The following is a 22,379-nucleotide window of genomic DNA, read 5'->3' on the forward strand; positions in this document are numbered from 1 at the left end:
CCAGTATTCCATACCGAACCTGGAAGCTAAGCCCGTGAACGCCGATGGTACTGCACCTGGTAGGGTGTGGGAGAGTAGGAAACCACCGCAACCACACATAAAAACATTTTGGGGCCCCACCAACACGGTGAGGGCCCCAAAACACACCCAAAAACACACACGCGGGATCGATCTATCAGAGGGTCCATCGGCTCGGCAGTCTGATGATGGCGCACGAACGATTCATACGGGTTGGTAGGCGCACGTACAAGCATGTTGTAACCCCAAGTGAGAACTCTCGGATCGCTCGGGACTGAGGGCGCGGGGTGAGCGGCCTTACTTGTGGACTACGTCTTCTTGACTGTGTCGGAAGCCCTCGGGCTCCAACTGTAGCGTTGTATGCGTTAGAGACACGCCATGGTGTTCGCGCAAGCACTCCTCGGCATTCAGTAGTACATCAAGGCCGTGCCCGTGGGCAAAGCACTCGTCAGAGAGGATGATGTGTGCGCTGAAGGTGGTCTGCCCCGTACCGATGGTTGAAGCATGCATATCATGCACGTCCACAACATGCTCTAAGCTCAGTAGGTGTTTGCGAACCTCATCGAGATCAAGATCTTTCGGAGTGAACTCCATGAGAATCCGACCGGCCGACCGCAAGATGACAATGGCGCGAGGCACAATGAGCGCCGCGATAATAAGGCTCGCAATCGAATCCGCCTGGTGCCAGCCCGTGGTGCTAATGATGATGGCTGATGCGATGACGGCGACGGATCCAAGGGCGTCGTTCAAAACTTCGAGGAATGCGGCGCGCATGTTTAGGTTGTGTTCGCGCGCTCCAGAAAGCACGATCAGGCTGGCGATGTTGCCAAGCAAACCGACGATTCCAACCAGTAGCAGTCCTGTGCCCTCGATTTCGGGAGGAATGATGAAGCGGCGGATTGCCTCAGCTACCGCGTACACGCCCACCCCGATGAGGATAATGGCCTGCATCGCGGCGGCGAGCACTTCGGCACGCGCCCAACCCCAGGTGCGCTGCTTATTGGCCTGCCTGGTCGCGAGCTTCGCGGCGAGTAGTGCCATTCCTAATCCGAGAAGGTCGGTTAGCACGTGCCCGAGGTCAACGAGGACGGCGAGGCTCGAAGTCACGATAGCCCCGATTACCTCAACGATCATTACCGTAGCGGTGACTCCAAACGCAAACCAAAGCCTGTTAGTTGGTGCGCCTGCTCCGTGGTTATGCTCGTGGCTCACTGTTCATCTCCTATACTACTTGCCGTACGTCATCTATAGTAGGCCTTTGTCAGCGGGTTGTACGAAGTGGCCGGGGTAGTGTCAGTTAGTGTGCGACGCTCCAGACTATAGGACCGTCGGCGATGGAAACTACGGCGACTTTTACGGCGCCACGCAACTCGAACTTGCCATTTGCGGGAATCCACATTGCGCTACCTCGCGCGAGGGCCTGATCATTAACAAGGCCCTCGCCATCGATGGCCACTACCACAGTGTCAGCCGTTGCCGTGCCAAGGAGCGCATCGTCGCTCGCATCCGCAATATCGAGGCGGAAGTCTTCTACGGCAGGTTGATACGTGAGGACTTGGCTACCACACTCAGGGTGTTCAACCGGTTCTACAAGCATGGGAACCGATGGGTGCAAGTTTGCGGTGGACAGCAGGCCTTCGACATCAATGTGCTTATTTGTGAGACCAGCGCGGATCGTGTTCGCAGAGGAAGACATCACCTCGAATCCAACCCCCGACAGGTACGAGTGAATGGTTCCTGCGGGCGTAAATAGGGCCTGGCCCGGCTCTAGGTCGAGGATATTCATGAGCGCGGCCACAAGCAGCGATGATTGTCCGGGAAAGAATGAGTGGACAAACTCAAGCATGCTAGCGCGTTTCGCAATGGCAGGGTCGGAGTGGCTGGCAAGCGCCGTGCATCGTCGCGCATACTCCTCCACATATTCGATGGGAGGCTTCAAGCCGTCGCGTAGAGCTGATGCGGCGGGGCGTTCCAATCCTTGCTCGCGAATCAGACTAGCAATGTGCAACGATAGTGGGGTGGCAACCTCTTCGTTGAATCGGATGAGTTCTAACTCAGGTGCAAAACCAACTAGCGTGCGCCACGGAGTGAGCGCAAGGAGCATCTCCGGCTTGTGGTTGCGATCCACAAACACGCGGTTAGGGGCGTCTAAGGGGATGCCGAGTTCATTTTCCCGGTCGAATCCCGCTTCGGCCTCTTCAATGGATGGGTGTACCTGGATGGAGAGAGGCTTAGCGGGGGCGATCAGTTTTGCGAGGTAGGGGAATCCGTCGACGTGGGCGCCTATCCTGCGTGGTGCGACAACGTCTTCGAGGAGCGTTCCATCTTCCAGCCTTGACGGCCCGCCGCGATGGGTGCCGTACCAGATTTCAGCGAGAGGTTTGTCGTCTGCGGGCGTGCCACAAAAGTCGTGGAGCGCGTGGACGTCACCCCAGTCGTAGTGCATGGGGTAGCCGGAGATTCTACGTGGCGTTGGATTCAATCGAACTCGCTTTCATTACCGGCATTCAGTATAACGAAAAGCCCGTTTCGCCGCGTTTTAGCAGAGCTTCCCATGGCTACGAGCGCCGCGTGCCACCGCTGATCCAGCATGTTCGGGAGCGTGCTTCGGCCACAAGATCCGGGCGGCATGTTTCGGTGCGTGTCTTGGGGAGAGGGGGGAGAGACTCTGCTGTGTGTTCAGGGTGTGTGAGGGGAAGTGGCGAATCTAGGGGTGATTTCTGGCAGTTTGGGTCTGAATATCGTGTGAGCGGGGGTGCTGTAATCAGGTGCGTGAGGGGAACTGGCTTTTTTGGATCCTGTTTTGGGTGTTTTGGGTCTGAATACTGATGGGGGTGGGTTCGGCTGGTTGGTATTCAGAGGGGAAGTGGCGAATCTAGGGGTGGTTTCTGCCAGTTTGGGTCTGAATACCGTTAGAGCCGCCACGTAGCCTCGGCATCTGTGAGGAGAGGTGCCAGAAAAGTAGCGCTGAAGAGCCACTATGGGTCTGAATCGCGGTAGGGGCGTGAGAGAATCGGAACATGCATTTGCTTGTAACCGGAGGAGCGGGCTTTATCGGCTCTAACTTCACATCGTTGGCTCTCGCAAGAGGGGCACGCGTCACGGTGCTCGATGCCCTCACTTACGCTAGCGGCAAGCAGTTTGTCGAGGCAGATATGAGTCTCTACCCGAACATGTGCAGGCTCGTTGTGGATAGCATCTTGAATCGGGAAACGGTTTACGACCTGGTGCGTGAGGTCGATGCTGTTGTTCACTTTGCGGCGGAATCGCACAACGATAACTCGTTGCAGGACCCACTGTCGTTTGTGCGCACGAACGTGGAGGGCACGGCGATTCTTCTAGAGGCGGCTCGCGAGTTCAACGTGCGGCTCCACCATGTTTCAACAGATGAGGTATACGGAGATTTACCGCTGAACGCCGATCAGAAGTTCACGGAGAACAGCCCGTACCGGCCCTCCTCGCCCTACTCGGCTTCGAAGGCGGCGGCAGATCATTTGGTGCGAGCTTGGGTGCGTTCATTCGGGTTGCCAGCCACGATTTCTAACAGCTCGAACAACTTTGGGCCGCGCCAGCACGTGGAGAAGCTGATCCCCCGAACTATAACGGAGCGCCTCCTCGGCCGCTGCCCGCGCGTCTACGGGACAGGGCAAAATGTTCGCGATTGGATCCACGTCGATGATCATAACGAGGCCGTGTGGCGGATCCTTCAGAGCGGGCAGATGGGTAGAACATACCTGATTGGGGGCGAGCAGCAACGCTCAAACTTAGAGGTAGTTAGGTATATTAACTTTCTTATGGGAGCGGAGCGAGACGACCTCGAGTTTGTTGTAGACAGGCCGGGGCATGACCGCAGGTATGCGCTTGATGCGCAGCGGATTCGCGAGGAACTTGGGTGGCGCCCCGCACGATTAAGGTTCGAGGACGAGCTAGCTAAAACTATCCATTGGTACGAGCAGAACCGCTCCTGGTGGGAGCCAATGAAGACTGCAACAGAACAACGTCTCTCCAAGCACGGCTACTGACAACTTCCGGCAACACGCTGACTATGGGTACGCATGCCCCCCCCCCACTGCCTCATCTACAACGACCGTGAGGGGAAGTGGCGAATCGAGGGGTGGTTTCTGCCAGTTTGGGTCTGAATATCGTGTGAGCGGGGGTGCTGTAATCAGGTGCGTGAGGGGAACTGGCTTTTTTGGATCCTGTTTTGGGTGTTTTGGGTCTGAATACTGATGGGGGTGGGTTCGGCTGGTTGGTATTCAGAGGGGAAGTGGCGAATCTAGGGGTGGTTTCTGCCAGTTTGGGTCTGAATACCGGGTGAGGGGACGGCCACCTCCACACCCGTGCAGAAGAAAGGGCGGACAGTTCAAACGAACTGCCCGCCCGATCGCTTATGCTGGTGCGGTTTAGAGACCGCCCAGAACCTGCGCAACGAGGATCTTGCCGATCATCGCAACTGGATAGATGAGGGCGTAGCCAAGTGCCACACGCGGATCCGAGTTGGTACGCGAGTTCGCGAATGCGAGCACCGCAGGCTGGGTTTGCGAGCCTCCGAGGAAGCCGGCAAGCTGCGTGCCACCCATCTTGAATATCCACCTCATAATCACGTACAAGCCAACGGCCATGATAGAGGTGATCACCACACCGAGTATCAGGATGTTTAGCCAGGAACCGGAAGAGAACGCCTCGCCGATCTGACCACCTGCAACTGTGCCTGCCTGGGCGAGGAAGACGAGGAGGCCGAACTCAGAGAGCACCATTGCAGCGGTGTAGGGAATAGCAGTCACGACCTTGCCGATACGCCCGATCTTGCCGAAGATTAAGCCAACAATCAGTGTGCCTGCTGCAGATCCGATTGAGAAGTATTCGCCGGACGGGGTGAGGATTGGCAACTCGCCAAGCGCGATGCCGAGCGCCATGCCGAGTCCCAGCGCCACCGGGTTGATGTCGGAAAGACCGCGCGCCGAGTCACCGAAGAACTTCGTGATCTCTCGCATCTTCGAGGTGGGGGCTACAACGCGTACGCGGTCGCCCTGCTGAAGTACGAGGCCCGGTTCGCCAACCATGTCGATGTCGCCGCGGCGAACACGCGAGATGGTTGCGGAGAACTTGTTGCCCATGTCGAGGTCGGCAACAGTGCGGCCAGCCAGCTTCGGGTCAGACACGGTTATGCGGCGGAAGTCCAGGTATGAGCGGTCTTCCATGAGCGAGTGGGACGATCCGTGTCCCAGTTCAGTTGCAACGCGTGCAACGAGTTCGCGCGGGCCAACAACGGTTACGAGGTCGTCGTGGTTAAGCGAGTCGGACATGGCCGGCTTCTTGATAGGGCCGGTTTCGCCGCGCCTGATGCGCGAGAAGGTGACCTTCTTGCCCATCATTTCGTAGATGTCGCCAACCAGGGGCTTGTCAGAACGCTCAACGCGGATGGTGCGGTTAGCAAGCGGAGACGGCTTGTCAGTGTCATTCTTCCCGGCGTGAAGAGCGGCCATCGCCGCGATCATCATTCCGATAACGCCGAATAGGTAAGCGATGGAGTAGCCAACGGTTGCGAGGCCGGGGTCACCGGACGCTTGACCAGCGGCTGCCAGTGCAGGCGTGTTGGTGAGTGCGCCAGCGAAAGTACCGGCAACTAGGGCAATGTCCATGTCGAACACGTACACGCCGAGGCCGTATGCGGCTCCCGCGGCAACAATGTATAGGGCGACAGTGGCCAGGATGGGGCCGAGCGCGGTCTTGATGTTATGGAAGAAGCTGGGGCCAGAGTTAACGCCGATTGCGAATGCAAAAACGGCGAGGCCAAGGACACCAAACACAGCAGGAATTCGAATTTCCACTCCGAGAGTTTCTGCCCATGCGGATACAAAAATCGCTAGGAATAGAACAGCGGCGGCGCCAAGAGAGACGCCTTTAATTTTGATGTGTCCAACGAGCATGCCCAGGCCAATCAAGATGAAGAGCATAAGGACTGGTTGTTCGGCAAAGAAAGTGAATACGGTTACCAATTCTTTCTTGTACTCCTGACTAAAACATTCCGGGCGGTTTCAGTTTCCTTGGGACTGTCTTGGCGTCCCCTGGTCTTTAATCGCGGACTTTCGTTCTAGCGTTTCACGCTTTCTAAACCATAGCACGAAGCGGTAAGCACATCTTCTCACTGAAATGAAAGTTTTAGAGAAAAATTACGTTGTATTTGAAGTTGTTTTAATTAGGGAATGATCTTCGACTTCTTTGGCGAATCGAAAGTCCACCCCGGATCGGTAATCATTCGTGAGATAGCGAGTCCGACACCGATAGCGAGGATAACAAATGACACATCCGCGATCGAGGCGAATGCGGTAAGCGTTTCACCTTGGTTGACCGCTGTGATGGCCCTGTAAAACGGCACGCCTGGGATCATGATGACGACGGCTGGCACGGATAGTGTGACGCGTGACGAGCCGACCTTCGTGGATAATAGCGCGGCAAAAAGGCCCACCAGCATACTCATCAGGCCCACCATTGCCTGATTTGGATATCCGAGAGAAACTAGCAGTATTCGCAAAGGATTCAGAAGAGCGCTGACGAGGCCGGCGGTTGCGGCGATGGGTAAAGGCGTATTGAAGAGTACGCCGAATGATGTGGCAGCGATAAAGGTAGCTAGGGCATTTAGCGCTAAAAGCAGTAGCGGAGCGATAACTTCAGGGGTGCTGGGCTTTACAGACCAGTTGGTTACGAAAGTGACTGCCCAAACGGATACGCCTGCGGAAACCATTAGAATCGCTACGTAGGTGCCTCTTGTAATACCCGCATTCAGGTCTAGACGTACAAGGTCGAGTATCGCTGTCACCAGTGGAAAGCCAGGTACGAGGAAAAGTATCGCGGATACCGCGCCTGCCTGGTGGGTATTATCGGCGAAACCGAAAGACACTATTGCTGACACCATGCCAATGTATATGGAGGCGGCGATTGCAGAGCAAACCATCCAGGTGGCCACGTGGTTGAATCGTTTACCCAGCATCATGGAGCGCACGTATTGGCCAATGAAAGCAGCTACAAGTACTGCCAAACATTCGATGAGGCCGCCCTTGTTCAAGAATGCGAAACCAGCACAACCGATTCCGGACGCCACAGCGAGTTGGAGGCGGGAATATAGGTGAGGTTGTGCTGCGATGGCGTCAAGCGCGCGGTCAGCATCCTCAGCCAACATGTTGGGGCGCAGGGAGCGGGTGAACTGTAGAAGGGCATCGATCCGCGCAGCGTTAACTCCGACAACACGCTGTTCTATAATCTCCGTGCGGAACGTGTCTTTTTTGAAAGCAGTAGTGTTAAGCTCCATTAGCGACGCGTGGGTTTCGAGCTTTTCGATTCCGATGGCTTGTGCTAGACGAGCCATAGATGCCTTTACGCGGTAGGAGCCGGCTCCAGCAGCCATTAGCATACTGCCGAGCTTTATTACAACACTCGTCTGATAAGCGAGGCGTTCGCGTCTGATGCGGTTTTCCCGGACTTCTTCTTCTGTAAGGGACAAAATTTCGAGTTGTTCAGCCAGTTCCTCCGCGTTGTCGGTAGTGCTCGCTGTGAGCGCGCTTATGACGTCTTCGGTTGGCTTCGGGATGGGTGTCGGATCTTCTTTTTCCGCGTTTGTTCCGCTAGCCTCGACACCTGTATTGGCTTTGCGAAAGCGGCGCTTAAATAAGTGCAATATTTGCCTAGACACATTATGTATTCTACTTTTTGCGATCTGGTCGAGAAAGCGCGAAGCACGTAAATGTGCTCACATCCCTGCAGTCTTAAGGTCGATATGACCTTCGTTTCTGCTTGTAACAAGAAGTTTTACAAACAACGCTCATAGCTCAAAAAGACCCTACTTTTTCGTTTTCGGTGTTGTAAAACGGCATCGACGTATACCTGCTTGGCACATCCATTATTTGAGATCGTTCACCGCCAGTTTCACGTTTCTATCTTGAAGTTGCGTAGTGTGTACCCATGGCTTATTCAATTCAGATTGTCTCTTCGCGCCGCGTGATTGTACGTTGGCGTGCGGGCTTTGCTGGATAAAGATAAGCCGCACGCCTTACCCTCGCACCCCAAAAGGTCGAGGGTTTTTTATTGCCGCCCTAACCTTGGGAGACTGAAGTGAAGAAACAGGGAAGATCTAAGTCAAGGAAACCGCTTCCTAGCTTCGACGCTCCTCTTGGCCGCGAACATGCGGCTAAACCGGAGCGTATTAGTGGAGCGAGCGCGGTTGTTCGCAGTCTTGAAAACTTGGATGTGACGGATATTTTCGGCATGCCTGGCGGCGCGATTATTCCCGTTTATGACGCGCTTCTTGACTCGAAGAAGCTGAACGTAATTTTGGTTCGCCACGAGCAGGGGGCGGGGCACGCGGCCCAGGGTTACGCGATTTCTACGGGAAAAGTTGGTTGCGCCGTAGTTACCTCCGGCCCTGCGGCAACGAATACGTTGACGGCCCTTGCGGACGCAAACCTCGATTCGGTTCCTATCGTCGTGATCACCGGCCAGGTCGGAGCGAGCTTTATCGGAACCGATGCGTTCCAGGAAGCCGACATCGTGGGTGCGTCCATGCCGCTGGCGAAGCATTCGTTCCTGGTCACCAAGGCTGAAGATATCCCCAGCAGGATTGCGGAGGCATTCTACCTGGCGTCTTCGGGCCGGCCCGGTCCCGTCCTCGTGGATATAACAAAATCGGCGCAAAACGAGATGCTTGATTTTTCGTGGCCACCAAAACTCGACCTGCCCGGATACCATCCGGCGTCACGCCCGCACAGCAAGCAGGTGCGCGAGGCGGCGAAGGCGATTCATGAGGCCGAGGCTCCCGTGTTCTACGTTGGTGGCGGCATGATTCGTTCTGGGGCGAGCGATGATCTAGCTAAGTTGGTTGAGCTGACGAATGTGCCCGTGGTGACAACGCTGCCGGCGAGGGGAGCGTTCCCGGACTCAGACCCGCATAACCTGGGTATGCCGGGCATGCACGGAACCGTGGCGGCGGTGGGTGCGCTGCAAAAGGCGGATCTCATTGTGTCTTTGGGAGCGCGTTTTGATGATCGCGTGACCGGCAAGCTGGACTCATTCGGCCCGCGCGCAAAGGTTGTACACGTCGATATTGACGCCGCAGAAATCTCAAAGAACCGTTATGCAGACATCCCGATTGTGGGCGACTTGGCTCTGACCGTGAGGGCGCTAGTAGATGCCGCGAAACCGTTGTACGAGGAGGAGGCAACTAACCTGTCGGGCTGGTGGCGCTATCTTAACCGCCTGCGTCACACGTACCCGCTGGGCTATGAGGAGCTGGGCGATGCTATGGCCCCTCAGTACGTGCTCGAACGCCTATCCGAAGTGGTAGGGCCGGACGCCATCTATACGACGGGCGTGGGCCAGCACCAGATGTGGGCGGCGCAGTTCGTTAAGTATGAGAGGCCGCGTAGCTTCATCTCTTCGTGCGGACTTGGCACCATGGGGTACTGTGTGCCCGCGGCGATGGGGGCGAAGGTCGGAAACCCGGACAGGGTGGTGTGGGCGATCGATGGTGACGGTAGCTTCCAGATGACTAACCAGGAGCTCGCCACCTGCACGATCAACCACATTCCGATCAAGGTCGCGATTATTAACAACTCGGTGCTAGGCATGGTGCGTCAGTGGCAGAACCTGTTCTACAACCAGCGTTACTCGCACACGTTCCTAAATACTGAGGACGAGCAGATCCCAGACTTTGTGAAACTCGCGGACGCTTACGGCATGGCCGCTCGCCGCGTAAGAAAGCCGGAGGAGGTCGACGCGGCTATCGAGTGGGCGATGGGCATAAACGATCGCCCGGTATTGATCGACTTTCGCGTGTCGAAAGACGCGATGGTCTGGCCGATGGTGGCTGCCGGAGTGTCTAACGACGAAATCAAGTACGCGCGCGGTATCGCGCCCCAGTGGGAGGAAGACGTATGAGCGAGATCCGCACGCTCTCAGTACTGGTCGAGAATAAGCCGGGCGTGCTCATGCGAGTTGCCTCGCTGTTTGCCCGCCGAGCATTCAACATCCGCTCGCTCGCGGTTGGTGAAACGGAGCATGCGGAGATCTCGCGCATCACGGTGGTGGTCGACGCCGAGGATCATCCGATCGAGCAGATCACCAAGCAGCTCAACAAGCTCGTGAACGTCTTGAAGGTCGTCGATATTTCGGCCGGCCCGTCGGTGATTCGCCAGCTCGTATTGTTCAAAGTAAATGCGGACGACGAGCATCGCACAGCGGTTCTGCAAATCGTCGAGCTGTTCCGCGCACATGTAGTAGACGTAACCCCAACCTCTGTGATTATTGAGGCTGTGGGGGACAATGAAAAAGTAAACGCGCTTCTCACGGCTCTTTCCCCGTATGGGGTTCGTGAGATCGTCCAATCAGGGGCCCTCGCTATTGCCCGAGGTCCACGCTCCATAACCGATCAACTTAAGGAGAAAGATCGTGGCTGAAATTTTCTATGACGATGATGCTGATCTGTCGATCATCCAGGGCAAGAAGGTAGCAATCATTGGCTACGGCTCGCAGGGGCACGCGCACGCCCTCAACCTGCGTGATTCTGGTGTAGATGTGACGGTTGGCTTGCGCGAAGGTTCGTCTTCGTGGGAGAAGGCCGCAGAGATGGGGCTCCGCGTGGCAACGATCCCATCCGCTGTGAAAGATGCTGACGTGGTCATGATTCTGACCCCGGACCAGGTTCAGCGCACCGTTTACGCCGAGCAGATTGAGCCGAACATGAAGGAGGGCGCGGCTCTCTTCTTCGCCCACGGTTTCAACATTCGTTTCGGCTACATTGCCCCCGGCGAGGGCCACGACGTGTGCATGGTCGCGCCGAAGGGCCCGGGCCACACGGTTCGCCGCCAGTTCGAAGAGGGCAGGGGAGTGCCGGTAATCGTTGCCGTTGAAACCGACGCTTCCGGGCAGGCTTGGGATCTCGCGATGTCTTATGCAAAGGCGATCGGTGGAACGCGCGCGGGAGCGATTAAGACCACGTTTGCTGAGGAAACGGAAACGGATCTCTTCGGTGAGCAGTCGGTGCTTTGTGGCGGCGTGTCCCAGCTGATCACGTACGGCTTCGAAGTTTTGACCGAGGCGGGCTACCAGCCGGAGATCGCCTACTTCGAGGTGCTTCACGAAATGAAGCTGATCGTCGACCTCATTAATGAGGGCGGGCTGACGAAGCAGCGCTGGTCTTGCTCCGACACCGCTGAATTTGGCGACTACGTCTCCGGAAAGCGCGTGATTACGCCGGAGGTTAAGGAAAACATGAAGGCCGTGCTAGCCGATATTCAAGACGGCTCTTTCGCTAAGCGCTTCATCGCGGATCAGGACGCGGGTGCACCCGAGTTCCTAAAGCTTCGCGCTGAGCAAGAGTCTCATCCGATTGAGGAGACCGGCCGCAAGCTGCGTAAGGCATTTGGCTGGTCCGATGAGGACGAAGACTACACGGGAAGCGCAGCGCGCTAGACCCACTGATATCTGGTCGGTAACTAGACCATTCACGTCATAAAGGCTCCCCGTTAGTGCAACCGAGGAATCGGCACTAACGGGGAGCCTTGTTTGGCTTTCACAGATACGTGGCACGCATGAAGCGGTAAACAGCGCGGAGCTTTCGTAGCTAAAAATCAGTGTCTTAGAGCTTCTGCCGGCGTAATTCGACTTGCCTTCCACGCCCCGGTTAGCGAACCTGTTGCTCCGACAATGATTGCCAGCGCGATTCCTCCGGGAATCATGATTGGGTCGATGATTGGTTGCCACCCTCGGGCGATTGTTACCCCGAGAATGGTTAGCATTGCTAGAGCAGTACCAATTAGCCCACCGATCGCTGAAACAATTAGAGCCTCGAGCAAAATAATGCTTGAAATGTGCTTGCGCCTGGCACCGATGGTGCGGCGAAGCCCGAACTCGTGAGTTCTTTGCCGCACCGTGCCGGTCATCGCCGCAGTGAGTGCGATGACAGCAGCGGCAACTGACACCACCGTTAGCGTCAAGAGGATCGCTGTGACGGATGATTCAACGCTTGCCCGCAGATCCTTAGGATCTGGAGGAGCATTTACGGAAAGGCTATCCGCAGCTATCGGCACCCAAGCGATTGGAGCTTGCCCCGCAACCTGCGCAGCGGCACCGGGTTTGGTACGCAATTCGAGGTTTATCCATACAGGAGAGGCATGGGAGGCACTCGCCTCGCTCGTGATGACTGCTGAGTCGAGTAGATCTCCGAGGAGACCAGCCGAGTCAATAATGCCTACGGCGGTGTAGGGCACTCCATCGATGGTGATAACTGGATGAGCCGATATCGGTCCTAATCCCATCTTCTTCGCAGCCGTGATTCCGACGAGCACCTCCTCATTACTCAACGGCTTTTCCGCGTTATATTCGTTGGTTTCAAGCTGGTCAGTGATGGTTGTTGGATCAACGATAGAGACGAGTTGAGTGGATTCTTCTCGTCCTGGTCTGGGCGATACTTCCACGTCACCATGATGGATGAAAACAGTGGCGTTTTCGACGCCAGCGACGGCGCGGACTCGTTCCAAGCTAGTGGGTTCTCTGGCCGCTTCAAGGATGGCGTCTGCAGCGGCGTCCGATTGCGAGGGGGATGCGACTACCGCGACTCGACGGTTCAAGGTCGCATCGAACAGCTCCGATACTTGATATTTGGCGCTAGTAGCAATCCCTATTGTTGACAGGGTAAACACAACCGCCAGACCAACTGCAGAAATAAGTGAAATTGTCCTTGCGAAATGTGCAAATAGTCCTGAAAAAACATCTTTAACCATGTCTTTTCTACGAACGTGCGAGTATTTGCGCCTCAGCATGGGAGCCGGAGCGGGATCTCTGTAGCCTTCTGGCGATTCTACCGAATCGCTTCGTTGGGTATCGCTGATGATTTGCCCATCTTTAAGGGCGATTATTCGATCCGCGCGCTCGGCCATGGAAGCATCATGCGTGACTACAATCAGGGTCGCCCCACGCCGGTTCAAATTCTCCAGCGTCTCAATAACGGTTTTGCCAGAGGCACTGTCCAAGTTTCCTGTGGGCTCATCAGCGAGGATCACAGGTGCCCCGGTAGTAATCGCCCTCGCAATAGCGACTCGTTGGCGCTGGCCCCCTGAAAGAGTGGACACCTGCTGCATCATGGATTGCTCAAGATCTGCAAACTTTAGTGCGTCCTCGGCAAGGTTTTCTCTATCGTGCTCATCGAGCCCTTGATACAGCGTTCCTACGGCAACGTTTTCTATGGCGGAGCGCTTGTCCATTAGGTGGAAAGACTGAAAAATAATCCCGAACGTCTTGGCGCGCAGGATTGCCATTTCAGTTTCGCTGAGTGTGCCTGTCTCAACTCCGTCGATCAAGTACGAGCCGCCGGTCTGTTTTCCCAATAGCCCAAGGATATTTAGAAGCGTGGATTTTCCTGATCCGGAAGGCCCAATTAGAGCAACGTACTCGCCTTGGTCGATAGTTAGATCGATTCCTTTGAGGGCGTATACAGGGTAATCGCCAGCGTAGGTATGATCGACCTGTTTTAGAACTAACTGCCCCATGCTCTATCGATCCACTCGAACTTGAGCACCTTCGGACACGGTCTCATCTTCACTACGAATCGCGCAGGTTCCGTTTGCGCAACCGAGCTGTTCAATTTCAGTAACTTGAAACTCGGATTCGCCAGACTTTACTAATACCGTTAGATTCCCATTTGCGTCCGATGCGATTGCCCGTTCCGGGACTATGAGCACATCTGTAAGAGGCTCTGACAGCGCAACTTCAACTCGAATTGGTTGATCGGTGTCTATTAGACTCCGCAGGGCCTCAGCATTCTCGGTTACTTTGAATGTAACAACTGAGGAGTTGTCTGGTGATGCTTGATCGGAGTCTGCCGCGGCCTCAATCTTCTCAAGGGAGAGAGAAACTTCTTGGTTTTCGACGAAGGCTCGAGCTTTCATGCCCGCTTCCAGGACAGTTGCGTCAGCTCCGCCAACAGTTCCAGTAACGCTTATGTCACCTGTGCCAAGTAGCATCTTTGAGTTCTCTTCATCGAGAACGGTGCCGACCGCCGGGATTGACGTAACCGTAACGGGCATTGATGTGAGCATTATGATTTCAATTTTGGGAACTGTCACGACTTTCGGCGTCTGCGTCGGTTGTGGGCTCCTCGCAGCATCGCCCTGATTTGGTTGGACATCATCGGATGGCGCGGGCGCTGGATCCGTTCTAACCGCTTCGGAACCGATCGCCTTATAGAGCTTTTGAATGCTGCTCGCAGTGCGCGGGCCGAATACGCCATCAGTGGCTATCCCATATCCGAGCTCATTTAGCGCAACCTGGAGCTCTCTAACATCCTCCCCCTTATCGCCTTCTGAGAGATCTCGCCAGAGGGGGAAGGCTCCCTTCAACGCTATAACCGGCCGTCCGTTTATCCAGGTCACTACATTGCCCGCATTGAGTGTTTCACCTGTGTTAATGCCGAGCTGGCTAACAACCGATACGTCGGATTGGCGAGGTATCGTGATTTCCGACGTTGTCGCACCTTTTACCGTGGCACTTACAAACTTGGAATCTTGAAGATCTCCACGGTCAATGGGGATAGTTATAGGCAAAGGTTCTGGCGGTTCGGCAGAGGCTTCGCGCTGTGCCGGAGACTGAACCTTCCAAGCGATGATCCAAGTGAGCGCAACTGCGAGGATAAGAATCAATGCGAAACCCGCGAGGAACAATCCCGTACGGCGTTTGCCAGGTTTGCGTTGTGGTGTGGTACTAGCTGGCATATTCTCTGATGATTTCTCGAGCGGTCTCGGTAAGTTTCTTATTTTTCTCAATTAGTGGGGCGAGATCGCGAGAATTCTCCTCTACCAGTTTCTCTTGCTCGGCAAATTCTTTGTCATACATGGCCTCAGTGATTCCCGACGATTCTCGGCATTTAGCATCCTCGATCGCGAGCTCAATCTCTTCTTGACCCGCGGGTGGAGCATCCCAATCTGCCGCAGTGTCTAGCCCAAACTTTTGCCCAAGTGTTGGTCCGGGCATGTCGTCGGGGTTAGCGGGAGCGTCTGGTATTCCAAGTGGTGCTATGCATTCTTGCCAGCGAGCTAACGCTTGTTCGACTTCATCTCCTGACAGATAATCGGCGTTCGCTGCCAGTTCTCCTGCGTAATCGGTGATAGTTGCCCAATCGATTCCACGCTCTTTAACGCGGGGCTAGCACTCCGCAGTTGCCGCGCTCCAAGCGGCGTCATTCGCGGAATAACGATTCTGAGCCTCTTCGGCAGAAAAGCGAAGCTGAGGCGCATTGTGATAACCGTACTTTTGCGCAATCTCGAGGTTGAACAGTTTACGACCAACCGCGTTAGTGGTTTCCTGCAATGGCGCGTTCTCGTCGTAACGCACCACAGTGTACGGTTGCCCTTGCTCTTCCATGCACTCTTTCATAACAAGATCAGTAGCGTAGGCAAGAAGGTGCATGTTTGGAGGGCGAAACTGATCTAGGGGCAAAGCCCATTAAGATAAATCCTTCTCCGTGGGCTCTACTTCAGCAACGTTCGACCCACCACACCCGGCTAATGCGAGCGCGGATACGGCGATGAACAACAGAGGTTCAAAATGTTTTTTGGACATGGTAATCCCCAAGTCAATTGGAAAACCGTGGTCGAATGATCACAGATTCTGCTTCAGCAGCTACGTTGCTACCTGCTCAAAGCATAGTGGAGCTAGCATGCGCCACGCGTATTTACGGCTCAAAAAGTCACAATGTGACGCCTACTTATTGCACTCACACAATCTCGCGGGTCTCTAGGTAGTAGCGCTTTTCGGTTGCCTCGCCTAGCGAGAAAGACTTACGAGGCATTGCGCCCTGCTTCGCCACGTACTCGAATAGGGATGAGCGTTCCAGGGAGGGCAGCTCAATGCCGATTGCGTTTTGATCGGCAACAAGCCGCGCGAGCTCCCCACTTCCGTGCACGTACTCGCATGCGTGCGCTGGATCCAACCCGTGCTCATCGATCAGCTGGTCGATAATTTCCTGGAGCGGTTCCACAACGAGAGCACCCGGTTGCACGAGCTCCAGCGTGTCTTCACCGCTTGCCGAAAGAAGGTTCAGCGAGACTACCTCGCCCTCATGGCTCTCATTCCACTTCGACGCGCCAGCTTTCAAATCCGCGACGCTAATGCCGCGTAGCAGGCGGTGAATCGGCTCCATCACGAGGCCGTCATCGTGAATGTTAATCAGCTCCACGAGGGCGTAGCGAGCGGGATGGCTTGCAGCCTCCGACGCGCTCAGCTTTGGCTTTAGATGCTCCCAGTGCGATTTTGCGGCAGCCAGCGAATGATTCCCATCGCCCACGATGAACCGGAAGCCGTGACGAGTTTCGAGGCCGTCCAGCACGCTCTTAACGCTTGCCCATAGCTTTGAATCGCCCGGGATGAGCCAGCCTTTGACCGCCCCGCCCTCCTGCATCAACTCCGTGCTATACAGGGGTTTCAGCGAGTCCGGATCGATAAGGTTTTGGATCTCTAAATAAGGATCGTCGTAGAGCACCTGCACGTGAGGCAGTTCCAGCACAGCGCCTTTACGCACGGCCTCGCGGGCGGGAATACGCTCCAAAACTGTTGCCTCAGATGCGCGCGCATCGACCTCTTCGCCCGTGTAGGAGTAGTCCTCCAAGTCGAGTGCCAGCACGAGACTGCGGCGCTTTTCAACGTAGGGCGTCTTACGCTCGGTGTAGATAACCGCGTTTTCGAGCACTTCGATTTGCGAATCGCGGTAGTCGCGCATCGCCGCGTGCGCTGCTTCAACGCGCGCCTGTATCTCGGCCTCGTCCTCGATCGCTAAATACACTTCCGGAACGATCATGCGAAGCGTGGAGGGCGCTGCTCCAACAATCTTCTCTACTTCGCTCCAATAGGCGGGGGAGGCGGAAAACTGATCTGCTGCAATTACGCACCAGGTATACAAATCTGCGTCTTTAGGCAGTCCGATATTTGCGGGGAACACGTGAGCTGTGGTCAAGGGGACTCCTTAATCGGTGGCTGGCCTCATCATCTCAAATAGAGCAAGGCTTTTGCGACCCGTATCAAAACGCAAAGCCGTTCAAGGTGTGACCAACCGGCGTATGTATGCGGCGCGATCCCTAAACTAGACCTTATATAAAGGAAAGGAAGCATCATGACTGATGGGCTGACCCATAACATGACGGCGCTCGAAGCTGCGGGAGAGCGCGCGCTACCCGCAGCCGAGGACGTAGCAAAACGTTTCAAAGTGCTACCGCACCCGGCGCCCGCGAGCGACGAAGCGTGGGCAAAGGCAATGGAAGAGCTCGACTTCGGTGCCGCCTACTCTGACCACATGGCGCGCGCGGTTTGGACAAAAGGGGAGGGGTGGCACAGCAAGCAGATCGTGCCGTTTGGGCCGCTAACCCTCTCGCCCGCCGCGGCTGTGCTTCACTACGGGCAAGAAATCTTCGAGGGGATGAAGGCGTACCGCCACGATGACGGCTCGATCTGGACCTTCCGCCCCGCCTATAACGCCGCCCGCTTTAACGCTTCGGCAAAGCGCATGTGCATGCCGCAGCTGGAAGTTGAGGATTTCGTAGGCGCAATCGCCGCCCTCGTGAAGGAGGACGCGAAGTGGGTGCCAACGCCGTTTGGCTCATCGCTCTACCTGCGCCCTGTCATGTTCGCCTCCGAGGCGTTCCTCGGCGTGCACGCTGCGAGCGAGTACACGTTCTTAACTATCGCAACCCCCGTTGGTCTCTACTTCAAGGACGGCCTGAGCCCGGTATCAATTTGGGTTGCCGACGATTACCACAGGGCTGGCCCAGGTGGTACAGGTGCGGCAAAGACGGGCGGTAACTACGCCGGTGCGCTCCTGCCGCAAGAAAAAGCCGCCGAGGCCGGCTTTGATCAGGTGTGCTTCCTGGATGCGCGCGAGAACCAGTACTTGGAAGAGCTCGGCGGCATGAACGTGTTTGTCGTCCGCTCCGACGGCTCGGTGGTAACACCCGCGCTGACCGGAACGATTCTGGAAGGCTCCACCCGCTCCGCGATCATCCGGTTGCTGCGCGACCGCGGCACGCCCGTATTCGAAGAGCGTATTCGCCTAGCCGACCTCGCAGATGACATTAAGCGCGGTGAGGTAACCGAAATGTTTGCGTGCGGCACGGCTGCCGTGGTCACTCCAATCGGGAGGCTCGCATCGACAGACTTTGACCTGGAAATCCCGGGAACTGCCGTCACACTTTCGGTTTACAACCAGCTGGTTGGCATCCAAAACGGTGAGGAACCCGATCCCTACAACTGGCTCTACCGCATCGCGTAGAACCTTCGCTCAGTTATAGCCTGAACATTTCATCTCGGGAGGTCGCCCTGGCCTCCCGAGATTTTTGTCCCGGCCCGTGTCGCTCCGTGAAGGAGCTTGCCGGGTAGCTCACGCGCATTCTGACTTCCATGTGGTCAAAGCGTAGCGCCGCGTTAGCAAGGCGGTAAACGAACGCTAAACAGTTCGCTCAGATGGCGACGCGCGCGCTCTCTGTGGCGAGTGTCACAAAAGCGCAGCTCGGGATCTTTATTTAATCAAAGATTTTGTTAGAAGCCGAAGTTATTGTTGTGAAGCGCTGTTTACGCTCTGTTAATTTGGCATCGCGCATGATGCCAAGAAGGTTAACGACTATGCGCCGCCGCCCCGCCGGAGGGCGTGTTGCCTATTTGCTGACCGCGCGTCTTAACGAGCGCGGCCGAGAGATGTTTCCGATCCGCTTGCTGGTGGGTTGATGCCGCAACGCCGCCCCAGGGTTTTGGCCGTGCCGATCCGCTACCGGGCGCCTAGCGCAACCTCGCGGCCGCTCGCTTTGTCGATCGTATGCGTTAACAAATGTGATCGCGTTTTTGAAGTGTTCACTCTTTATTAATGAAGTGAGCCGCAAAAAAGCATCGATATCGGCACAAGATTTCGTCACCAAACCTACGTCTCGGGTGCCGGACGCACAGGGCGCGGGGCACTTTCGCTGTGTTAGTCTCGAGCCCGAGATCGCTCAGAGATCTCGCTCACATACCGTTTCCGAACTTGAACGGGAAGATGACCGATGCACGACAGTGACAGGCCCTGGCTCAGAAAAGACACGATCTACGCAACGGCTCCCGATGGTGTTCTAATCTCGAATGCCTCCACGGGCTTCGAAATCGCCGGCCGAAGTGCGTACGCGCTTTTCGATAAGGTCGCGCCCCTCTTCAACGGAACCGTGTCGGTTGGTGAAATCAAATCGTCGGTACCCGAAAACGTTTGGAAACTGATGCTCCAAATCATCAATCCGCTCGCGGAGCACGGGTTCTTGCGGTGGATCCCACAAACCGACTTCGACCTCCTGCCCGATGACCTTCGCAGTCAGTACCTGGATCAGATTGCATTCCTAGCGCAATACACCGACGAACCTCACGCCGCATTCTTAGACTTTCACGAAGCTGAGATAGTGCTCGTTGGCAACGACCCGATTCTTGACTCCCTGCGCGCAAACCTGTCAGAAAACGGCGCTTCCCACCTCACTTCTGTTTCCTCCATTGATGAGGACGTGGCTGGCGACCTGCTTATCTTCGGACCCACGGGGCTTGAGTCTCTCGATAAGGCGAAGCGCAGCGCTGCAGCTCAGATGGTCATTTGCCCCGCGGGTAACAAGATCTGGACGCTGCCCGTTAGGTGGTCTCGGGCAGATGCTCACTGGCGATCGGGACTGAACTCGCTTCGAAGAGGAGCAGTAGCGGGGGAGTGGGACGAGGCATTTCGCGAGGCGAAAGCGGGCAATCCCGCGTGGAGCTACGCAACATCGTCCGAGGCCGTTCAGCGCCTTTACGGCGCGCTACTCGCATACGAAGTTTTCAAAGGCATCACGGGCGCAATCAAGGCCGAAACAGGAAACTCGCTGTTCGCACTGGATTGCCTGAGCGGCGAAACCGAGATTCATAAAATCACGCCCATTTTCGAATCCGTCGATTACAAGACCCACGAGATGCTCGCGAGCGGCCGTGGCGGCGTAGACGAATGGGACGCGCGAGATGCCGTGCAGGCCCGCCCGCAGTTTTCAAACGCGGATTCGCGTAGCGCGCAATACGACGCCTACTGGGCGCCCCTAGTCGATCCGGTTACTATGCCCGCATTCAGTTTCGATGATTTGGATCTGCCTCAAATCCCGCTCAAAGTTTCAGCCGTGTGCACGCGCTTCGGCGTCGTTCGAACCGCGAGCGCGTGGACTACCGCGGACGCGCGAATCGATGGCATTGCAACGGCGTACGGGCTCGCCCTGTCAGAGCACACGCGAAACGACGGGCGGCCACTCCAAACCGTATTTGGCGTTGATCGAACACCTCACGACGCAGTTGCAAGAGCGCTCGAACTCATTGCTAACGCCATCGAGTTAGCGCCGGGCGTATCCATTGGCAGACACGTTATTCCTGGACGCCTGGGTGCATTCATTGACGACGTCTCAAAGGGCAGCGTTGCACTCGAATACATGGGCGAGGTCGCCGGATTCCATCTCGTTAAAGCACGCGCCGGCCAGTGGGCCCACACAAGCGTGGGCGCAACGCCCGAGCAAGCGCAGGCGAGCGCCGCCCTGGAGGTCCTCGGCTCAGCGCAGACCGGGTCGGCCTCGGATATCAACATTGAGCTTGATGAAGATTTCCAGACCCTGCTGACGAGCCCGCCGAGGATTCGAATCGTTGCGCTGGCCGATGGATGGTACGTAGCGATCGCTTGTGCGAATGGAAGCTGTAGTAACCAATGAGGCCGATCGAGGGGATGCGGTACGCGGTCTTACCGGGCGAGGGCGCGTGTCGCACCTGCTTGCAGCAGCAGGTGATAGACACGGACAGGTTCATGTTCCGAACCGGTAATCCTTTGAACGCCGTGAGCGCAAACAGAACCAATCCCTTCTTTGCTCGCGCGCTTCAGGCCGCTTCTAAGTGTGGGTTCGCAGGCGGGCTCTCGATTAGCAAAGGCTCGCTATCTACACGCTCCGCTCGATCCACTTGCAGGCATGTTCAAACCGGTAGCGATGAGGCCGTGACATCGGCACGCTATCGAGCAAAGAAACTCCCAGACTTCTTCACAGCGGCTAGGGAAACAGACTTCATAAGCCCGGTGCACGCGACCATCGGCACCTTCATTGACTACGACGTTTCAGGCCTTGCCACCGCGAAATCATCCGGCTTCATGATTCGCTACAGCGGAAGTGATTCATTCACGAGGCCGTGGGGCGGCCACTGCGAGAACTTCAACGACGCAACGCGCCTCGGCATCCTCGAAGGAATCGAGCGCGTTGCCTGCGAGAGCCCGGCACCCGAGCAAGTGGCGGTAGACGCCGAAGACTTCGCAGAAACGATCGGCTTGGAGAAGTTCGGCATAGACATTGGTCCGTGGAAAACCGCACAGCCAAAAGTGAGGGCCTGGACCCGAGGATGGGCGCTGGGGGAGCGCGAACCCGGTTTCCTCGGGCGCGAAGTAGCGCTACCGGAAAGACTCGTCTACTTCGCGCCAACTGCAGATACTGAACCATGGGTGCAAGACTCCTCCAACGGTTGTGCCGTTGGTGGCACGGATTCGGAAGCGATTCTTTTCGGGCTCTTAGAGGCCGTGGAGAGAGACGCGTTCCTGGCCGCCTGGTATGGCGGTTTGGAACTGTCACCGATTGCTCCAGAATCGATTCAAAACGACGTATCCAATAGCTACTTACAACGCCTCGCGCTAAACGGAGTGCAGGTCGTATTGCTCGACGCGACTGTTGGAATACAGATTCCCACGGTCGTCGCGGTGTGCGAAGAACCGGGTGGTTCCACGTGCGTTGGCGCGGGCTGTCATCCAGATCCTGAACGCGCGTTGAAAAGCGCTTTGATCGAAGTGGCCTCAGACTTCCAAGTGGTTGCCGCGCACCGCGAGCAGCGCCGCGAAGAGCTCAAAGCAATGCTTGCCGACTATTCTCTTGTGCGCGTCATGGAAGATCACGCGGACATGTTCGCGCATCCGGATGCGCGAGGCCTTATATCGCGCTGGCGACATCCGCGAAAACGGCAGATCTCTTTAGACACGCTCAAGCGGGCAGGTAACGCTGATCGATCCGTGGAGAGCGATTTGCGCTTCAGCATTAAGCAGTGCCGCGAGGCCGGTTTCGAGCCGATCGCGTGTGAGCTGACAGACGGCCTCGCCCGCGCTGTTGGTGCACACGTGTGGAAAGTGGATGTGCCCGGCCTCATACCAATCGACTTCGGGCGCTACCAGCGCGTCTACAGCATGAGCCGGCTTGAAGATGTCGCCCGAGCATTTGGCGATTTGCCGGCCGGCGCCAAGTTCCAGCCCGTCACGATTCCCCATCCATTCCCGTAGGAGCGAA

Annotated in this window: 17 protein-coding genes; 8 read left to right on the top strand and 9 right to left on the bottom strand. The window is 56.4% G+C overall.

Translation table 11 applies throughout. The features are described 5' to 3' along the window. Positions 1-315: 315 nt before the first annotated feature. Positions 316-1,230, bottom strand: a complete 915-nt coding sequence (locus tag HMPREF9238_RS07880; protein WP_016444932.1) for a cation diffusion facilitator family transporter — start codon at positions 1,228-1,230, stop codon at positions 316-318. Positions 1,231-1,315: 85 nt separating this feature from the next. Beyond that, the gene (manA, locus tag HMPREF9238_RS07885) at positions 1,316-2,500 is read right to left on the bottom strand and encodes a mannose-6-phosphate isomerase, class I (protein ID WP_156824474.1); all 1,185 of its coding nucleotides are present in this window, start codon (positions 2,498-2,500) and stop codon (positions 1,316-1,318) included. Between the two features lie 538 nt (positions 2,501-3,038). On the opposite strand from manA, the gene rfbB reads away from it, so the two are divergent. Then, a complete protein-coding gene (rfbB, locus tag HMPREF9238_RS07890) occupies positions 3,039-4,040 on the top strand; it encodes a dTDP-glucose 4,6-dehydratase (RefSeq protein WP_016444934.1) in 1,002 nt (333 codons plus the stop codon). A gap of 381 nt (positions 4,041-4,421) precedes the next feature. Here the strand turns inward: rfbB and HMPREF9238_RS07895 are convergent, their stop codons facing one another. Together HMPREF9238_RS07895 and HMPREF9238_RS07900 are read right to left on the bottom strand one after the other, a co-directional pair. Beyond that, positions 4,422-5,975 (bottom strand): aspartate:alanine exchanger family transporter, encoded by a 1,554-nt coding sequence (locus HMPREF9238_RS07895; RefSeq protein WP_051109840.1) that lies wholly within the window; start codon positions 5,973-5,975, stop codon positions 4,422-4,424. A 242-nt stretch (positions 5,976-6,217) separates the two neighbouring features. Beyond that, positions 6,218-7,708, bottom strand: a complete 1,491-nt coding sequence (locus HMPREF9238_RS07900) for a threonine/serine exporter family protein (protein ID WP_016444936.1) — start codon at positions 7,706-7,708, stop codon at positions 6,218-6,220. 419 nt (positions 7,709-8,127) lie between these two features. Here HMPREF9238_RS07900 and HMPREF9238_RS07905 point away from each other — a divergent pair, with 419 nt between their 5' ends. From HMPREF9238_RS07905 to ilvC, 3 genes are read left to right on the top strand one after another with little or no spacing between them, the layout of a single operon-like run. Next, positions 8,128-9,948 carry an acetolactate synthase large subunit gene (locus tag HMPREF9238_RS07905; protein ID WP_016444937.1) on the top strand — a complete coding sequence of 607 codons (1,821 nt, stop codon included), beginning with the start codon at positions 8,128-8,130 and terminating at the stop codon, positions 9,946-9,948. Further along, positions 9,945-10,466, top strand: coding sequence for an acetolactate synthase small subunit (gene ilvN / locus HMPREF9238_RS07910; RefSeq protein WP_016444938.1), 522 nt, complete (start codon positions 9,945-9,947; stop codon positions 10,464-10,466). The genes HMPREF9238_RS07905 and ilvN overlap by 4 nt, the downstream gene beginning before the upstream one ends. Further along, the gene (gene ilvC, locus HMPREF9238_RS07915) at positions 10,459-11,481 is read left to right on the top strand and encodes a ketol-acid reductoisomerase (RefSeq protein WP_016444939.1); all 1,023 of its coding nucleotides are present in this window, start codon (positions 10,459-10,461) and stop codon (positions 11,479-11,481) included. Before ilvN ends, ilvC begins: the two co-directional genes overlap by 8 nt. 158 nt (positions 11,482-11,639) lie before the next feature. On the opposite strand, the gene HMPREF9238_RS07920 is transcribed toward ilvC, so the two are convergent. The 5 genes from HMPREF9238_RS07920 to HMPREF9238_RS07940 all read right to left on the bottom strand — a co-directional run bounded on the left by HMPREF9238_RS07920 (position 11,640) and on the right by HMPREF9238_RS07940 (position 17,014). Next, positions 11,640-13,556, bottom strand: coding sequence for an ABC transporter ATP-binding protein/permease (locus tag HMPREF9238_RS07920; protein WP_016444940.1), 1,917 nt, complete (start codon positions 13,554-13,556; stop codon positions 11,640-11,642). Positions 13,557-13,559: 3 nt separating this feature from the next. After that, on the bottom strand, positions 13,560-14,777 hold the full coding sequence (locus HMPREF9238_RS07925) for a peptidoglycan-binding domain-containing protein (RefSeq protein ID WP_016444941.1): 1,218 nt from the start codon (positions 14,775-14,777) through the stop codon (positions 13,560-13,562). Further along, complete coding sequence (locus HMPREF9238_RS07930) at positions 14,767-15,036, bottom strand: hypothetical protein (protein WP_016444942.1); 270 nt, start codon at positions 15,034-15,036, stop codon at positions 14,767-14,769. Before HMPREF9238_RS07930 ends, HMPREF9238_RS07925 begins: the two co-directional genes overlap by 11 nt. Positions 15,037-15,207: 171 nt before the next feature. Beyond that, positions 15,208-15,426 carry a hypothetical protein gene (locus HMPREF9238_RS07935; protein ID WP_040316889.1) on the bottom strand — a complete coding sequence of 73 codons (219 nt, stop codon included), beginning with the start codon at positions 15,424-15,426 and terminating at the stop codon, positions 15,208-15,210. 352 nt (positions 15,427-15,778) lie between these two features. Then, complete coding sequence (locus HMPREF9238_RS07940; RefSeq protein WP_016444944.1) at positions 15,779-17,014, bottom strand: DUF1015 domain-containing protein; 1,236 nt, start codon at positions 17,012-17,014, stop codon at positions 15,779-15,781. 156 nt (positions 17,015-17,170) lie between these two features. Between HMPREF9238_RS07940 and HMPREF9238_RS07945 the strand changes: the two genes are divergently transcribed. The 4 genes from HMPREF9238_RS07945 to HMPREF9238_RS07955 all read left to right on the top strand — a co-directional run bounded on the left by HMPREF9238_RS07945 (position 17,171) and on the right by HMPREF9238_RS07955 (position 22,372). After that, positions 17,171-18,322, top strand: coding sequence for a branched-chain amino acid aminotransferase (locus tag HMPREF9238_RS07945; protein WP_016444945.1), 1,152 nt, complete (start codon positions 17,171-17,173; stop codon positions 18,320-18,322). Positions 18,323-19,085: 763 nt separating this feature from the next. After that, positions 19,086-20,777 carry a cupin domain-containing protein gene (locus HMPREF9238_RS07950; protein WP_016444946.1) on the top strand — a complete coding sequence of 564 codons (1,692 nt, stop codon included), beginning with the start codon at positions 19,086-19,088 and terminating at the stop codon, positions 20,775-20,777. Continuing rightward, the gene (locus HMPREF9238_RS09160; RefSeq protein ID WP_286127818.1) at positions 20,755-20,886 is read left to right on the top strand and encodes a hypothetical protein; all 132 of its coding nucleotides are present in this window, start codon (positions 20,755-20,757) and stop codon (positions 20,884-20,886) included. The genes HMPREF9238_RS07950 and HMPREF9238_RS09160 overlap by 23 nt, the downstream gene beginning before the upstream one ends. 169 nt (positions 20,887-21,055) lie before the next feature. Next, on the top strand, positions 21,056-22,372 hold the full coding sequence (locus tag HMPREF9238_RS07955) for a YcaO-like family protein (RefSeq protein ID WP_232217645.1): 1,317 nt from the start codon (positions 21,056-21,058) through the stop codon (positions 22,370-22,372). Positions 22,373-22,379 lie beyond the last annotated feature (7 nt).

Source organism: Gleimia europaea ACS-120-V-Col10b (assembly GCF_000411155.1).
In the GTDB taxonomy this organism is placed as follows: Bacteria; Actinomycetota; Actinomycetes; order Actinomycetales; family Actinomycetaceae; genus Gleimia; species Gleimia europaea_B.

Coding starts and splice junctions, on each gene's coding strand:
- HMPREF9238_RS09160 (WP_286127818.1), top strand. CDS start 20,755: ATGGAAGCTGTAGTAACCAATGAGGCCGATCGAGGGGATGCGGTACGC.
- ilvN (WP_016444938.1), top strand. CDS start 9,945: ATGAGCGAGATCCGCACGCTCTCAGTACTGGTCGAGAATAAGCCGGGC.
- HMPREF9238_RS07945 (WP_016444945.1), top strand. CDS start 17,171: ATGACTGATGGGCTGACCCATAACATGACGGCGCTCGAAGCTGCGGGA.
- HMPREF9238_RS07895 (WP_051109840.1), bottom strand. CDS start 5,975: ATGCTCTTCATCTTGATTGGCCTGGGCATGCTCGTTGGACACATCAAA.
- HMPREF9238_RS07935 (WP_040316889.1), bottom strand. CDS start 15,426: ATGGAAGAGCAAGGGCAACCGTACACTGTGGTGCGTTACGACGAGAAC.
- rfbB (WP_016444934.1), top strand. CDS start 3,039: ATGCATTTGCTTGTAACCGGAGGAGCGGGCTTTATCGGCTCTAACTTC.
- HMPREF9238_RS07920 (WP_016444940.1), bottom strand. CDS start 13,556: ATGGGGCAGTTAGTTCTAAAACAGGTCGATCATACCTACGCTGGCGAT.
- HMPREF9238_RS07930 (WP_016444942.1), bottom strand. CDS start 15,036: ATGCCCGGACCAACACTTGGGCAAAAGTTTGGGCTAGACACTGCGGCA.
- HMPREF9238_RS07925 (WP_016444941.1), bottom strand. CDS start 14,777: ATGCCAGCTAGTACCACACCACAACGCAAACCTGGCAAACGCCGTACG.
- HMPREF9238_RS07950 (WP_016444946.1), top strand. CDS start 19,086: ATGCACGACAGTGACAGGCCCTGGCTCAGAAAAGACACGATCTACGCA.